Annotated in this window: 16 protein-coding genes; 12 read left to right on the forward strand and 4 right to left on the reverse strand. The window is 70.4% G+C overall.

The genetic code is table 11. From position 1 onward, the window contains the following. Position 1: 1 nt before the first annotated feature. The 8 genes from FHX80_RS17030 (at position 2) to FHX80_RS17065 (ending at position 4,549) form a co-directional block, all read left to right on the forward strand. On the forward strand, positions 2-256 hold the full coding sequence (locus tag FHX80_RS17030; RefSeq protein WP_145764961.1) for a gas vesicle protein GvpG: 255 nt from the start codon (positions 2-4) through the stop codon (positions 254-256). Positions 257-263: 7 nt separating this feature from the next. Further along, entirely contained in the window at positions 264-1,145 is an 882-nt protein-coding gene (locus FHX80_RS17035; RefSeq protein WP_145764962.1) for a histone protein, read from the forward strand. Positions 1,146-1,151: 6 nt separating this feature from the next. Further along, positions 1,152-2,273 carry an SRPBCC family protein gene (locus tag FHX80_RS17040; protein ID WP_145764963.1) on the forward strand — a complete coding sequence of 374 codons (1,122 nt, stop codon included), beginning with the start codon at positions 1,152-1,154 and terminating at the stop codon, positions 2,271-2,273. Then, positions 2,266-2,604 (forward strand): gas vesicle protein, encoded by a 339-nt coding sequence (locus tag FHX80_RS17045; RefSeq protein WP_145764964.1) that lies wholly within the window; start codon positions 2,266-2,268, stop codon positions 2,602-2,604. The genes FHX80_RS17040 and FHX80_RS17045 overlap by 8 nt, the downstream gene beginning before the upstream one ends. Positions 2,605-2,625: 21 nt before the next feature. Continuing rightward, on the forward strand, positions 2,626-3,444 hold the full coding sequence (locus FHX80_RS17050; protein WP_145764965.1) for a GvpL/GvpF family gas vesicle protein: 819 nt from the start codon (positions 2,626-2,628) through the stop codon (positions 3,442-3,444). Between the two features lie 3 nt (positions 3,445-3,447). After that, the gene (locus tag FHX80_RS17055; protein ID WP_145764966.1) at positions 3,448-3,675 is read left to right on the forward strand and encodes a gas vesicle protein; all 228 of its coding nucleotides are present in this window, start codon (positions 3,448-3,450) and stop codon (positions 3,673-3,675) included. Further along, entirely contained in the window at positions 3,672-3,950 is a 279-nt protein-coding gene (locus tag FHX80_RS17060; protein WP_123460934.1) for a gas vesicle protein K, read from the forward strand. Before FHX80_RS17055 ends, FHX80_RS17060 begins: the two co-directional genes overlap by 4 nt. Before the next feature lie 137 nt (positions 3,951-4,087). Further along, positions 4,088-4,549 carry an Asp23/Gls24 family envelope stress response protein gene (locus tag FHX80_RS17065; RefSeq protein ID WP_145764967.1) on the forward strand — a complete coding sequence of 154 codons (462 nt, stop codon included), beginning with the start codon at positions 4,088-4,090 and terminating at the stop codon, positions 4,547-4,549. Positions 4,550-4,626: 77 nt separating this feature from the next. Here the strand turns inward: FHX80_RS17065 and FHX80_RS17070 are convergent, their stop codons facing one another. Beyond that, a complete protein-coding gene (locus tag FHX80_RS17070) occupies positions 4,627-5,619 on the reverse strand; it encodes a GlxA family transcriptional regulator (protein WP_145764968.1) in 993 nt (330 codons plus the stop codon). 58 nt (positions 5,620-5,677) lie between these two features. Between FHX80_RS17070 and FHX80_RS17075 the strand changes: the two genes are divergently transcribed. After that, positions 5,678-7,021, forward strand: coding sequence for an MFS transporter (locus FHX80_RS17075; protein ID WP_425281688.1), 1,344 nt, complete (start codon positions 5,678-5,680; stop codon positions 7,019-7,021). Beyond that, positions 7,018-7,464 carry a ribosomal maturation YjgA family protein gene (locus FHX80_RS17080; protein WP_145764970.1) on the forward strand — a complete coding sequence of 149 codons (447 nt, stop codon included), beginning with the start codon at positions 7,018-7,020 and terminating at the stop codon, positions 7,462-7,464. Before FHX80_RS17075 ends, FHX80_RS17080 begins: the two co-directional genes overlap by 4 nt. 412 nt (positions 7,465-7,876) lie before the next feature. Here the strand turns inward: FHX80_RS17080 and FHX80_RS34750 are convergent, their stop codons facing one another. Continuing rightward, on the reverse strand, positions 7,877-8,035 hold the full coding sequence (locus FHX80_RS34750; protein WP_167523560.1) for a hypothetical protein: 159 nt from the start codon (positions 8,033-8,035) through the stop codon (positions 7,877-7,879). Positions 8,036-8,189: 154 nt separating this feature from the next. Between FHX80_RS34750 and FHX80_RS17090 the strand changes: the two genes are divergently transcribed. Further along, positions 8,190-9,518, forward strand: a complete 1,329-nt coding sequence (locus tag FHX80_RS17090; protein WP_145764971.1) for an MFS transporter — start codon at positions 8,190-8,192, stop codon at positions 9,516-9,518. A 24-nt stretch (positions 9,519-9,542) separates the two neighbouring features. On the opposite strand, the gene FHX80_RS17095 is transcribed toward FHX80_RS17090, so the two are convergent. Beyond that, positions 9,543-10,163: a flavin reductase family protein gene (locus tag FHX80_RS17095; RefSeq protein ID WP_145764972.1), complete on the reverse strand. Its 621-nt coding sequence runs from the start codon at positions 10,161-10,163 to the stop codon at positions 9,543-9,545. A gap of 294 nt (positions 10,164-10,457) precedes the next feature. On the opposite strand from FHX80_RS17095, the gene FHX80_RS17100 reads away from it, so the two are divergent. Then, positions 10,458-11,279 (forward strand): SDR family NAD(P)-dependent oxidoreductase, encoded by an 822-nt coding sequence (locus FHX80_RS17100; RefSeq protein ID WP_145764973.1) that lies wholly within the window; start codon positions 10,458-10,460, stop codon positions 11,277-11,279. Positions 11,280-11,503: 224 nt separating this feature from the next. Here FHX80_RS17100 and FHX80_RS17105 read toward each other — a convergent pair whose 3' ends face one another. Beyond that, complete coding sequence (locus tag FHX80_RS17105) at positions 11,504-12,352, reverse strand: enoyl-CoA hydratase/isomerase family protein (RefSeq protein WP_145764974.1); 849 nt, start codon at positions 12,350-12,352, stop codon at positions 11,504-11,506. Positions 12,353-12,407 lie beyond the last annotated feature (55 nt).

Genomic DNA, 12,407 nt, shown 5'->3' on the forward strand with positions numbered 1-12,407 from the left:
CATGGGGCTGATCACCGGCTTGCTCACGTTTCCCATCGCGCCGGTGCGCGGCGTGGTCTGGGTGGCGGAGAAGCTCAACGACGCCGCTGACCGGGAGCTGCACGACCCTGCCGTACTTCGGACACAACTGGCCCTTCTCAACCAGGAATACGAAATCGGCGACATCACCCTGGAGGAATTCGAACGGCAAGAGGAACGGTTGCTTGACCGGCTGCACTCCGCACGGGTCGGCCCGGCACAGATCGATCAGAGGTGACGTGCTCATGAATGACCAGGCCAAGGTGACCCTGGCGGCCGCAGTAGTGGGCGGCTATGTGCTGGGTCGGACGAAGAAGGGGCGGCTTGCCCTGACCGTGGCGACGTACCTGGCCGGCAGACGGTTCGGCCTGGAACCCCGTCAGCTCGCCGCAGAGGGCATGCGCCGGCTGGGAGAGGTTCCCCAGTTCGCGGAACTGCAGGATCAGCTCCGGGGCGAGGTCCTCGACGCGGGACGCAAGGCGATGACCGCGGCGGCCAACCGCGGCGTGAGCTCGCTTGCCGATGCGATCAGCGACCGCACGGCCCGTCTCATCGAACCTCCGAAGGACGAGGGCGAAGAGGACGAGTACGAGGACGAGTACGAAGAGGGTCCGGACGGCGAGGGTGCGGAGCACGAGGACGAAGAAGAGTACGAACTCGAAGACGAGGAAGAGGAGCCCGAGGAGGGCGAGGACGAGGAAGAGGAGGAAGAGGAGGAAGAAGAGGAAGAAGAGGAAGAGCCTGAGGAAGAGCCCGAGGAAGAGCCCGAGGAAGAGCCCGAAAGGCCGCAGCCGAGGCATCGGCCCTCCCGGCGGACTCCGTCCCGGTCGGCCAGGAGTGGTGCTGACAAGGACCGCGGGGCGAAGAAGAGCGCGGGGAAGAAGGCGGCTCCCGCGAAGAAGACCGCAGCGAAGAGGTCCACCCCGGCCAAGAAGGCTCCGGCCAAGAAGACCGCTGCGAAGAAGACGGCCGCCAAGAAGGCAGCGCCGGCGAAGAAGACCCCGGCGAAGAAGACGGCCGCCAAGAAGTCAGCCCCGGCGAAGAAGACGGCCGCGAAGAAGACGGCGGCGAAGAAGACATCGCCGGGCAAGCGCACCGCATCCAAGCGTTCTAGCGGCCGGAGGTAGCGCGTCATGGCCAAGACGGAGAACAAGGAGCCCCAGGCAGACGAGGGTGAGGAAGAAGAGACGGGAATGGGCAGGCTCCGTGGCGAGCTTTCCAACTTCCTCAGCGCCCAGGTGGACAAGCTCTCCGAGAAGGCGGGCGAGAAGCTGACCGATGTCACGGGCCGGCTGACCGACGTCGCCGAGAACGGCGGAGAACTTCCCGCGATGGGTTCGCGCATCCTCAAGGGCGATTCGCCGGTGAAGGCGTTCGTCTCGGAGAAGGCGAAGGGCGTCAAGGACAACGTCGTGGACAAGGCCAAGGAGGTCTTCGGCGGAGGAAAGGGCAAGCGCAAGTCGAGTGGCGGCAAGGTCATGAACATCATCGAGGTGCTCGATGTGGGCGTGCCGCTGCGTACGGCTTACGACTACTGGACTCAGTACGACCGGTTCAGCAGCTTCGCCAAGGGCGTGCGTGACGTCTCGATGGGCGATGAGATGACCAGCGACTGGAAGGTCAAGGTCGGGCCCTCCTCGCGGAGCTTCAAGGCGACCGTTCAGGAACAGGTGCCCGACGAACGGATCGTCTGGACGTCCGAGGGAGCGAAGGGCACGACGCGCGGCGCCGTGAGCTTCCACGAACTGGCCCCGAACCTCACCCGCATCGTCCTGGTCGTCGAGTACTACCCGTCCGGGTTCTTCGAGAAGACGGGCAACCTCTGGCGCGCTCAGGGGCGCCGTATGCGACTGGACTTCAAGCACTTCCAGCGCTACGTCACCCTCACCGAGGAGGAGCCCGACGGGTGGCGCGGCGAGATCCGCGACGGAGAGGTCGTGGTGACCCACGAGGACGCCATGGAAGAAGAGGAGAACCAGAAGGAGGACGAGGACGAGGACGGCTACGAGGACGAGGAGGACGAGGACGGGGAGGACGACGACGAGGAACTGGTAGACGACGAGGACGAGGAAGAACCGGAGGACGAGGAAGAGGAAGAACCGGAGGAGGAAGAACCGGAGGAGGAAGAGGAGGAGGAACCGGAGGAGGAAGAAGAAGAGGAGGAGGAACCGGAGGAGGAAGAAGAGGAAGCCGCGCCTCCCCGGAAGCGGGCTGCCCGCGGCAAACGGCCATCGCGAAAGGCTCGTCGTGACTGATCTCGACTTCAGGCAGGGTGGCTACCCTGCCGCCGGGCCGCAGACCACGAACCTCGCCGACATCCTTGAGCGCGTCCTCGACAAGGGCATCGTGATCGCCGGAGACATCAAGATCGACCTCCTCGACATCGAGTTGCTCACGATCAGGCTGCGCCTCTTCGTGGCCTCTGTCGATACCGCCAAGAAGGCCGGCATCGACTGGTGGGAGACCGATCCGGCGCTCAGCTCCCATGCGGCACGGAACGCCCTGGAGGACGAGAACCGTGAACTGCGCGCACGCCTGGACGCGCTCGAGGCCAAGTCCGAAGACATGTCCACGTCCGAGAAGTGATCCGAGGGAGAACAGAGACACATGACGGAGCGCAGCCCCCGGGCTTCGGATACGAATGCCATGTACGTGTACGCGGTCTGCCGGACCGAGGACCGGCTGCCTCTTGACGGAGTGCCCGGAGTATCGCGCGACGCACCCGTACGTCCTCTGTCGTTCGGAGCCCTGACGGCGATCGTGCAGACCGTTCGCGCGGCTGAGTTCACGGACGAGGCCTGGCAGGACCGTCTGGCGGACGAGCCGGAACTCGAACGGTACGCCCGCGCCCATCACGAGGTCGTGTCGGCGGTGGCCGCCCACGCGCCGACCGTTCCCCTGCCCCTGGCCACGCTGTACCACGGGGAGGACAGCGCCAGACTCGCGCTGACCAAGGAGTCGGCCCGCTTTCACACCGCGCTGAAGCGCATCGCCCGGCATGCCGAATGGGGAGTGAAGGTGTACGCGGCCCACGTTCCCCAGAAGCGCGAAAGCAGCCCGGCGGAGGAGCCGAACGCACCTGCGGCCCCGCCCCGTCCGGCTCCGGGAGCGGGCCGGGCATATCTCGACCGCAAGAGGAACCTGCAGGCCCGGCGCGAGCAGCGCCAGGAGGACTCGCTGCGCGTCGCCGAAGCCGTGGACGCGGACATGAACCGCATCGCCACCGCCTCCCGGCGGCTCCGGACGCACGGCCCGGCGGCGGCCGGGGACGACCGTCGCACCCAGGTCCTCAACGCCACCTACCTGGTGGCCGAGCACCGGGCGGCGGAACTCGCCCTGCTGGCGCAGACCCTGCGCGAACGGACCGGTGCGCAGATCGAGCTGTCCGGCCCCTGGGTCCCCTACTCCTTCGTCGGCGAGGTGTGAGCCGTGGCGCGCGACGTCGTTCCGTGGGACAACCCCGGCCCTCTCTGCGGCCCCATCGGCGTACCGCTGGTCGATCTCCTGGACCGTGTCCTGGCGACCGGGGTGGTCGTCAGCGGGGATCTGGTCATCGCGATCGCCGATGTCCCGCTGGTACGCGTGTCGTTGCACGCCCTGTTGTCGTCGGTCAATGAACGCGTGCCCGCCCCCTGGGCGGACAGTGGGCCGTTGTGACGACTTCACGCGTCGACCTGGACTCGGAGAAGATGGGGCGCGACCTCGTCACCCTGGTCCTCACCGTGGTCGAGCTACTGCGTCAGCTGATGGAGCGCCAGGCGATCCGCCGCATCGAGCAGGGGGACCTCAGCGACGAGCAGACGGACGAGATCGGCACCACGCTCATGCTGCTCGACCAACGCATGACAGAGCTGTGCGAGCAGCACGGAGTGCGTCCGGAGGATCTCAACCTCGACCTGGGCCCGCTCGGCACGCTGCTGCCCCGGGACTGACGGAAGATCCGCCGAACGTCAGCCGAATGGCGGACGGCGGGGTTCCGGAGCACAGTGGGATGAGGGGCACAGGGCAGCGGAATTCGTCCGCCGTCCCCGATCTGCCCCCTCACGTAGACACTCTGTGTGAGGCACTCATGGCGACGAACGAGACTCTCGGCGGTACCGCACTGGGAACGGGGAACTCAGACGGGGGAACCCGTGGGACGACCACCATCGCAGACACCGTGGTCTCGACGATCGCGGGCATAGCCGTACGTGAGACCGACGGCGTCCACTCCCTGGGCCGGGGCGCCTCGCGAGCTCTGGGGGCGGTCAAGGACAAGGTGTCCCGCTCCAACGATCCCAGCCGCGGGGTCAAGGTGGAGGTGGGTGAGAAGCAGGCAGCCATCGACGTCGTCATCGTCGTGGAGTACGGCATTCCCATCCTGGAGGCCGCGAAGAACATCCGCACTCATGTGACGGACGCGGTCGAGACGATGACGGGCCTGGAAGTCGTCGAGATCAACATCGACGTGCTGGACGTCCATGTCCCGGGAACCGACGACGACGGCGACGACGAATCGGACAGCGGACCGAAGAAGTCCCGCGTCCAGTGACGCGGCGGAGGGCCGACGGCGATCGTCGGCCCTCCGAGCCGACCATGCACGTTCTGGCCGGATCCAAGGGGACGTCGCTAGCCGCGGTCTCCCACCGTCGTCCGGAACGTCCGGCGGTACATCGTCGGTGACACCCCCAGCGCGGCCTGCAGATGCTGCCGCAGCGAGGTGGGTGTGCCGAAGCCGGCGTCACGGGCGACCTGGTCGATCGACAGGTCGGTGGACTCCAGCAGTTGACGGGCCCGCTCCACCCGCTGCTGGGTCAGCCACTGGACGGGGCTGATCCCGACCTCCTCCCGGAACCGGCGGGTGAACGTCCGTACGCTCATCGACTCCTGCTGTGCCAAGTCGCGCAGCAGGATCGGCCGTTCCAGCCGCCCCAGCGCCCAGGCCCGTGCGGTGGTCGTGCCGGCGGTCTGGGCGTCGGGGACCGGGCGCTGGATGTACTGGGCCTGGCCGCCGTCGCGGTGCGGTGGTACGACGGTGCGCCGGGCGACGTCGTTGGCGACGGCGGTGCCGTGGTCGCGGCGCACGATGTGCAGGCAGAGGTCGATCCCGGCTGCCACCCCGGCGGACGTCAGGACGTCCCCGTCGTCGATGAACAGGACGTCGGGGTCGACCCGGACCGCCGGGAAGAGCTTCTGGAAGTGCTCGGCGGAGGTCCAGTGGGTGGTGGCGGGGCGCCCGTCGAGATATCCGGCGGCGGCGAGGACGTAGCTGCCGGTGCAGATGGAGACCATCCGGGTGCCGGGCCTGATGTGGGCGAACGCGGCGGCGAGTTCGTCGGTGAGCCGGCCCTCGGTGTACACGGGGCCGAGGGCGTAACTGGCGGGGATCACCACCGTGTCGGCGGTGGCGAGGGCCTCCGGGCCGTGCTCGACCGTGATCGTGAAGTCCGCGTCGGTGTGGACCGGGCCGGGCGCGCGGATCGAGCAGGTGACGACTTCGTAGAGTTTTCGGCCGCCGTTGAGCGGCTCGGATCCGATTGAACGGCCGAATATCCTTTGGGGGATGCCGAGTTCGAAGGGGAGCAGCCCATCGAGGGCGAGAACGACGATTCGGTGCGGCACGGCGGACTCCCTTCACCCACTAGCTGGTATAGACCATAAGCTGATACATGTCATCGGTGTGAAGGAAAAGTCAGCAGACCACGCCTGCATTCCCGCAGTGGACCGCGAGAGCGCTTTGCGTGATTCGCACCCCTTGCCCCTGTTGTCCGGGTCGTCATCCCAGTCACCTCGGCCGTCCCCGTCACCCCTGCAGGCCCTGCCCGTCGAGCCCGACCGGCTGTGGAACCGAAACTTCCGGCTCTTCTTCGTCGCCCGCACCGCGGCGCTCTTCGGCGACGGAATGATCCCGGTGGCGCTCACCGCGGGCCTGTTGGGGGCGGGGCGCCCGCACTCCTCGGTGGGGTACGCGCTGGCTGCGTGGATGGGCCCGCTGGCGCTGTTCGTGCTCTTCGGCGGGGTGCTGGCGGACCGGTTCACCCCGCGCCGCATGATGATCATCGCGGACGCGCTGCGGCTGATCGGCGCCTCGGCGCTCGCGGTCTCCTTCGCGGTCGGCAACCCGCCGCTGTGGGCGGTGTACTCGCTGAGCGCGGTGGCCGGTGTGGGGGCGGCGCTCTTCCAGCCGGGGGTCGCCTCGACCGTGCCCCGGGTGGCCTCGGACGTACAGCGCGGCAATGCGGTGCTACGGGTCTCCGAGGCGCTGATGACCATGGCGGGCCCGGCGTTCGCGGGCATCCTCGTCGGGCTGGCGAGCGCCGGTGCGGTCTATGCGGCGAACGCCGCGACGTTCCTGGTCTCCGGCGTCTGCCTCTTCCTGCTGCGGCTGGCCCCGGCACCGCAGGACGATGCGCAGCGCGGCACGTTCGTCGCCGAACTGGTCGACGGCTGGCACGAGTTCAGGGCGCGCAGTTGGCTGTGGGGTGTGATCGCGATCTGGACGGTGTACGGCTTCAGCGTGCTCGGTCCGATGCTCCCGCTGACCGCGGTCGAGGTCACCGAGGCGCACGGCTCGGGGACGTACGGCGCGATGATGGCGGTGAACGGCGCCGGCAGCGTCGTCGGTGGCCTGCTCGCCCTGCGGCTGCGGCCGCGCCGCCCGCTGGCGGCGGGCGCCGTCGCGCTGACCGGGGTGTGCGTGAACCTGTTGGTGCTGGGGCTCGGGATGCCCGTGTTCGCGCTGGGGGTCGGCCAGTTCATCGCGGGCTCGGCGTTCGCGTTCTGGCTGGTGATGTGGTCGACGACCGTCCAGACGAAGGTGCCGCCGGAGGCGCTGAACCGGCTGCACGCGTACGACGTGGCCGGATCGCTGCTGATGCTGGCGGCGGGCCGGGCACTGGCGGGGCCGGTCGCGGACCGGGTGGGCGCACCGGAGGTGCTGCTGGCCGGAGCGGTGATCAACATTCTGGTGGTGGGCGTACTGCTGGTGGCCCGGCCGATCCGGCAGCTGGAGAGGGCGGCGTGAGGGGGCGCGGGCGAAGGGCGTACCGGACCAGGTTCGTCGCGGCGGGGGCGGCCGCGGTGACGGTCGCGGCCGGTCTCGGCGTACGTGCCGTGGCCGACGGCGCTCCCGCCAAGTACGCCGGGGACGCGCTCTACACGGTCCTGATCTGCGCCCTCGTCGTGCTGTGCGCCCCCCGCGCCCGGCCGCCGGCCGTGGCAGGTACGGGGCTGGTGCTCAGCTGGGCGGTCGAGCTGCTCCAGCTGACCGGGGTGCCCGCGGAGTTGTCCCGGCACGGCGCGGTGGCACGGCTGGTGCTGGGCTCGACGTTCAACGCGCCCGATCTGCTCTGGTACGCGGTGGGCGCGGCGGCGGCCTGGGGCGTGCACACGGCGGCGCTCCGGGGCGTGCGCGCGATGGCGGCTGAGTCCCGCGCGCCCGTTCCTCCGACTTCTGCGTCTCGATGACCTGGACGACGTGCGCGCTGGTCTGCCGGCGCACACTCCCACCGACGGGCAGCGCGGCCCCGAACACGGACAGCGGCGCGGACACGGCCAGGATGGTCAGCTGCTCGGGCCGGGCCGTGAGCAGTGTGCAGTTCGAGACGGTGCGGTAGCAGTACGCGTCGGACCGGTCGGCCGACGGCAGGAAGGTTCGGCCACAGCCGCAGCGCGCAAGCGACGAGCAGCAGCGCGACGCCCCACCCCTGCATCAGCGCGGACCGGCGGTGGAACTTCTCGCGTGCGACCCACTGCACGAGGCCCCCGAGGACGTGAACGGTGCGGCACGGGTGCGTACGCGCCTTCGGGCCGCCGGAGCCGGAGAGCGTACGCACGGCGCGAACCGGCACCCGGTGCGGGGCGGTTGGCGCGGGCGCGGTCACGCGTTCGTGTCACCGGGCCCGTGCCCGAGCCTTCGCCGTATCCAGCCCACTCCCAGAGTGACCGCGGCGACCACGGACACAAGGACCGCCCCGAGGACGACGGTGACCGCCGCCGCGATCACGATGACCATCCACCACGGCCCATCGGATTCCACTACGCAGCCCTCCAGGCCCCCTTCGACGGATCAGGTGCCGGCCAAGACGCTGTGCCCGGGCGCCCGGTTCCGCAGAACCGGGTTCCGGGAGCGTGGCCCGATTCCTGCGAACAGTGTCCCTCCGGCCACTCGCGAGGAGGGGGGCGGTGGCCGGATGCTGAGTGACGTGACCCAGACAACCGAGACTCCCGCCCGGGACGCCCGCCGGCGGACCGCCCCCGAGGCGCGGCGCCGGCCAGGTATCCACCGCGCCTGGATCGTCGCCGCCGTCACCTTCGTGACGATCATCGGCGGCGCGGCCTTCAACTCCCTTCCCGGGCTGCTCATCGACCCCCTGAACACGGAGTTCGGCTGGTCGCGCGGGGAGATCGGTCTCGCGGTCTCCATCGACATGGCGCTGTACGGGCTCACCGCGCCGTTCGCCGCCGCGCTGATGGACCGGTTCGGCATCCGCCGGGTCGTGGTCGTCGCGCTCAGCGCGGTCGCCGCCGGGGCGCTGGCCAGTGTCTGGATGACGGCCGCCTGGCAGTTGATGCTCTATTGGGGGCTGCTCGTCGGCCTCGGCACCGGTTCGATGGCGATGGCCTTCTCCGCGACGGTGACCAACCGCTGGTTCGCCGCCCGGCGGGGCCTGGTCACCGGCGTCCTCACCGCGGCCGGCGCCTCCGGTCAGCTGGTGTTCCTCCCGCTCTGCGCCTGGATCGTCGACAGGCACGGCTGGCGCCCGGCCTCGGTGACCGTCGCGCTCGCCGCCCTGGCCGTCGTCCCGTTCGTCTGGCTCCTGATGCGCGACCACCCGGCCGACGTGGGCCTGGCGCCGTACGGCGGGGAGTACGTGGAGAAGCCCGCGCCCGCGCGGGGTGTGGCGAGCCGGACCGTACGCGTGCTGTTCGACGCCGCCCGCACCGGACCGTTCTGGCTGCTGGCGGGGTCCTTCGCGATCTGCGGAGCCTCGACCAACGGCCTGATCCGCACCCACTTCGTGCCCTCGGCGCACGACCACCACATGCCCATCACCGCCGCGGCCTCGCTGCTGGCCGTCATCGGGATCTTCGACATCATCGGTACGGTCTTCTCGGGCTGGCTCACCGACCGCTTCGACGCCCGCCGCCTGCTGGCCGTCTACTACGCGCTGCGCGGGGTCTCGCTGCTGTTCCTGCCGATCCTGCTGCAGCCCACCGTGGAGCCGCCGATGGTCTTCTTCATCGTGTTCTACGGACTGGACTGGGTCGCCACGGTTCCGCCGACCCTGGCCCTGTGCCGCGAGCAGTACGGCGAGGACAGCGCGATCGTCTTCGGCTGGGTCCTGGCCTCCCACCAGGTGGGTGCGGCGATGGTGGCGTTCCTGGGCGGGGTGGCGCGCGACCACTTCGGCTCGTACAACGTGGTCTGGTACGCGGCGGGGGCACTGTGCGCGGTGGCGGCGCTGATGGCGCTGATGATCAGGCGGGTCCGGGGGCCGGTGGACACCGTCACCACGTGAGCGTGAGCCCGGCCCCGTCGCCGCTCAGCGGCTGAAGCGCCCGAACGCCCCCTGGTGGAACAGCAGCGGACCGCTCCCGTCCCCGTCCTCGTCCGTCGCCGCCCCCAGGGCCTCCACCCGGCCGACCACGATCAGGTGGTCGCCGCCGGTGTGGACGGCCTGGATGCGGCAGTTGACCCAGGCGGGCACGGAGTCCAGCAGCGGCGACCCGGTCGCGGGCGCGGGGGTGTGGGCCACCCCGGCGAACTTGTCGGCCCCGCTGACCGCGAACGACCGGCACAGCGCACCCTGTTGCGCCCCCAGGATGTTGACGCAGAAGGCCCCGGCGCGGGCGATGCGCGGCCAGGTCGTCGACGTACGGGCGACCATGAACGTGACCAGCGGCGGGTCCAGCGAGAGCGAGGCGAACGACTGGCAGGCGAAGCCGGCCGGACCGGCCGCGTCGCCCGGGTCGTGCGCGGTGACGATGGTGACCCCGCTGGCGAAGTGCCCGAGCACCCGGCGGAATTCGCCCGGATCGACGGGCAGCCGCTCGTCGTCGGCGACGGCTCGCAGAGTCGGGCGCGGCAGCGGATCGACCGGCACCGGAGCGGCGGCCGTCGCGGCGCCGACGGACCTGAGGTAGCGGACGGCGGTTGCGGCCATGCCTGCGTGTCCCATCACCCTTCGATTAGAGCTGACGGCACGTCAGATGGGAAGGGTGAGGGGAGTGCGCTTCGGATTGTCCGGCCCGTACCGCCGGGCGCCGCCGCAAACCGGTGGCGCGGCGTGGGGGGGCTCGTTACTCTCAAACTAGACGGGTCGTCTCGTCTCGTTGCGTGATGTTTCGTTTCGTTTCTTGAGGTCCGGCCGTGTCCCGACCGACAAGCGCTGGAAGCGGAGAGCGAAGAGCTGAGCGCCGCGGACCACGGTGCTCATCAGGACGAAGGAGTGGGAATCGTGCCGAGTACCAGGACCTGGTTCATCACCGGGGCCTCCCGCGGTCTGGGCCGTGCGTTCGCCGAGGCCGCGCTGTCCGCCGGGGACCGCGTCGTGGCGGCCGCGCGGAACGTGGAGCCGCTCGCCGACCTGACGGAGAAGCACCCGGACACTCTGCTGCCGCTGGCCCTCGACGTCTCCGACCGCCGGGCCGTGTTCGAGACGGTTGAGCGGGCGGCTGCGGCGTTCGGCGGCCTCGACATCGTGGTCAACAACGCGGGCGGAATGCTGTACGGGATGGTGGAGGAGGCCACGGAGAAGCAGATCCGGGACCACCTCGACGTCAACTTCTTCGGTGCCGTCTGGGTGTCCCAGGCCGTGCTGCCGCACCTGCGTGCGCGGGGATCCGGGCGTCTGCTCCAGGTCACGTCGATGGGTGCCGGCGGCGGCATGGCCTCCGTCGGGTTCTACGGGGCCGGGAAGTCGGCGCTCGACTCGGTGAGCGAGGCGCTGGCCATGGAGGTCGCGCAGTTCGGGGTCAAGGTCACCATCGTGCAGATGGGCGGCTACGCCACGGGACTGTTCACGGCAGGCACCACGGAGACGGCGCCCGCTCCCGCCTACGCCGGACTGCGTGCCGAGCTGGAGGAGATGTGGGGCGACGAGGCCGGCCCGGAGGCGAGCACGGCGGCCCCCGCGATCATGAAGCTGGTCGGCCTGCCGGACCCGCCGCGGCGCCTGATCCTCGGTGACAGGTCGTTCGACCACGTCCTGGAGATGGACCGGGCCCGCGCGGAGCAGTACCGGGCCTCGGAGTCGCTCAGCCGGATGGCGCCGGGGTGAGAACGCAGGAGAGGCGGCGCCGGTCTCCGCCGCCTCACCGGGGTTGCCGGACCGGGGCGTCACCTCCGGGCTCGCTGTAGAGCGGCGTCTCCGGGCCCCGGACCAGGGCGTCGCCTCCGAGCCCGCTGTAGGGCGGCGTCTCCGGGCCCCGTCGCAGGGCGTCGCCTCCGGCCCGGCCGTGGGGCGACGCCCTCAGGCCGGTTCGTCCGGATCCCCGAGACGCCCTAGATTCCCCGGTACTTCGGCGCCCGCCGCTCCACGAAGCTCGCCACGCCCTCGTTGGCGTCCTGGGTCGTCATGTTGATCTCCTGGGCCATCGCCTCGGCGGCGAACGCCGTGGCCCGGTCGGCGTCCAGCGAGGCGTTGACCAGCTGCTTGGTGAGGGTGATCGAGCGGGTGGGCCCCTCGGCCAGCCGCTGGGCCCACACCCGAGCCGTCGCCGCCAGCTCCTCGTCCGGAACGGTCCGGTTGACGAGCCCCAGCCGCTCCGCGTCCCGCGCCGGGAGCGAGTCGCCGAAGAACATCAGCTCCTTGGCGCGCTGCGGCCCGATCAGCCGGGGCAGCAGGTACGCGCCACCGCCGTCCGGAACCAGTCCGCGGCGCACGAACACCTCGATGAACTTGGCCGATTCGGCGGCCAGCACCAGGTCGCAGGCGAACGCGAGATGGGCGCCGATTCCGGCCGCGGTGCCGTTGACCGCCGCGATGACGGGCTTCTCGCAGTCCAGGACGGCGGCGATCAGGCGTTGCGCGCCGAGCCGGATCGTGCGGGCGACATCGCCCGGCACCCGGTCGCCGGTCGCCGGGGCGCCCCGCAGGTCGGCGCCGGCGCAGAAGCCGCGGCCGGTGGCGGTCAGGACGACGGCCCGGATCCCGGGGTCGGCGGAGGCCTCGGCGAGCAGCGCGATGATGCGTTCGCGCTGGTCCCAGGTGACGGCGTTCATCGCCTCGGGGCGGTTGAGGGTGATCCACGAGACGCCGTTGTCAGTGGCGTGGAGTATCAATGATTCAGGCGATCCGGACGGGTCGTGCCGGCCGGTGCGGTCGGCGGTGTCTTCGGGGGAGGACGGCATGAAGCAGCTCCTGAGCAGGTGGTGGCGGGGCGGACGGGGGGCCGGCGGGGGCCGG

Source organism: Streptomyces brevispora (assembly GCF_007829885.1).
In the GTDB taxonomy this organism is placed as follows: domain Bacteria; phylum Actinomycetota; class Actinomycetes; order Streptomycetales; family Streptomycetaceae; genus Streptomyces; species Streptomyces brevispora.

Excerpts from the sequence above, each read along its gene's own strand:
- FHX80_RS17030 (WP_145764961.1), top strand. The coding sequence starts at position 2 with ATGGGGCTGATCACCGGCTTGCTCACGTTTCCCATCGCGCCGGTGCGC.
- FHX80_RS17035 (WP_145764962.1), top strand. The coding sequence starts at position 264 with ATGAATGACCAGGCCAAGGTGACCCTGGCGGCCGCAGTAGTGGGCGGC.
- FHX80_RS17040 (WP_145764963.1), top strand. The coding sequence starts at position 1,152 with ATGGCCAAGACGGAGAACAAGGAGCCCCAGGCAGACGAGGGTGAGGAA.
- FHX80_RS17050 (WP_145764965.1), top strand. The coding sequence starts at position 2,626 with ATGACGGAGCGCAGCCCCCGGGCTTCGGATACGAATGCCATGTACGTG.
- FHX80_RS17065 (WP_145764967.1), top strand. The coding sequence starts at position 4,088 with ATGGCGACGAACGAGACTCTCGGCGGTACCGCACTGGGAACGGGGAAC.
- FHX80_RS17090 (WP_145764971.1), top strand. The coding sequence starts at position 8,190 with ATGCTGAGTGACGTGACCCAGACAACCGAGACTCCCGCCCGGGACGCC.
- FHX80_RS17095 (WP_145764972.1), bottom strand. The coding sequence starts at position 10,163 with ATGGCCGCAACCGCCGTCCGCTACCTCAGGTCCGTCGGCGCCGCGACG.
- FHX80_RS17105 (WP_145764974.1), bottom strand. The coding sequence starts at position 12,352 with ATGCCGTCCTCCCCCGAAGACACCGCCGACCGCACCGGCCGGCACGAC.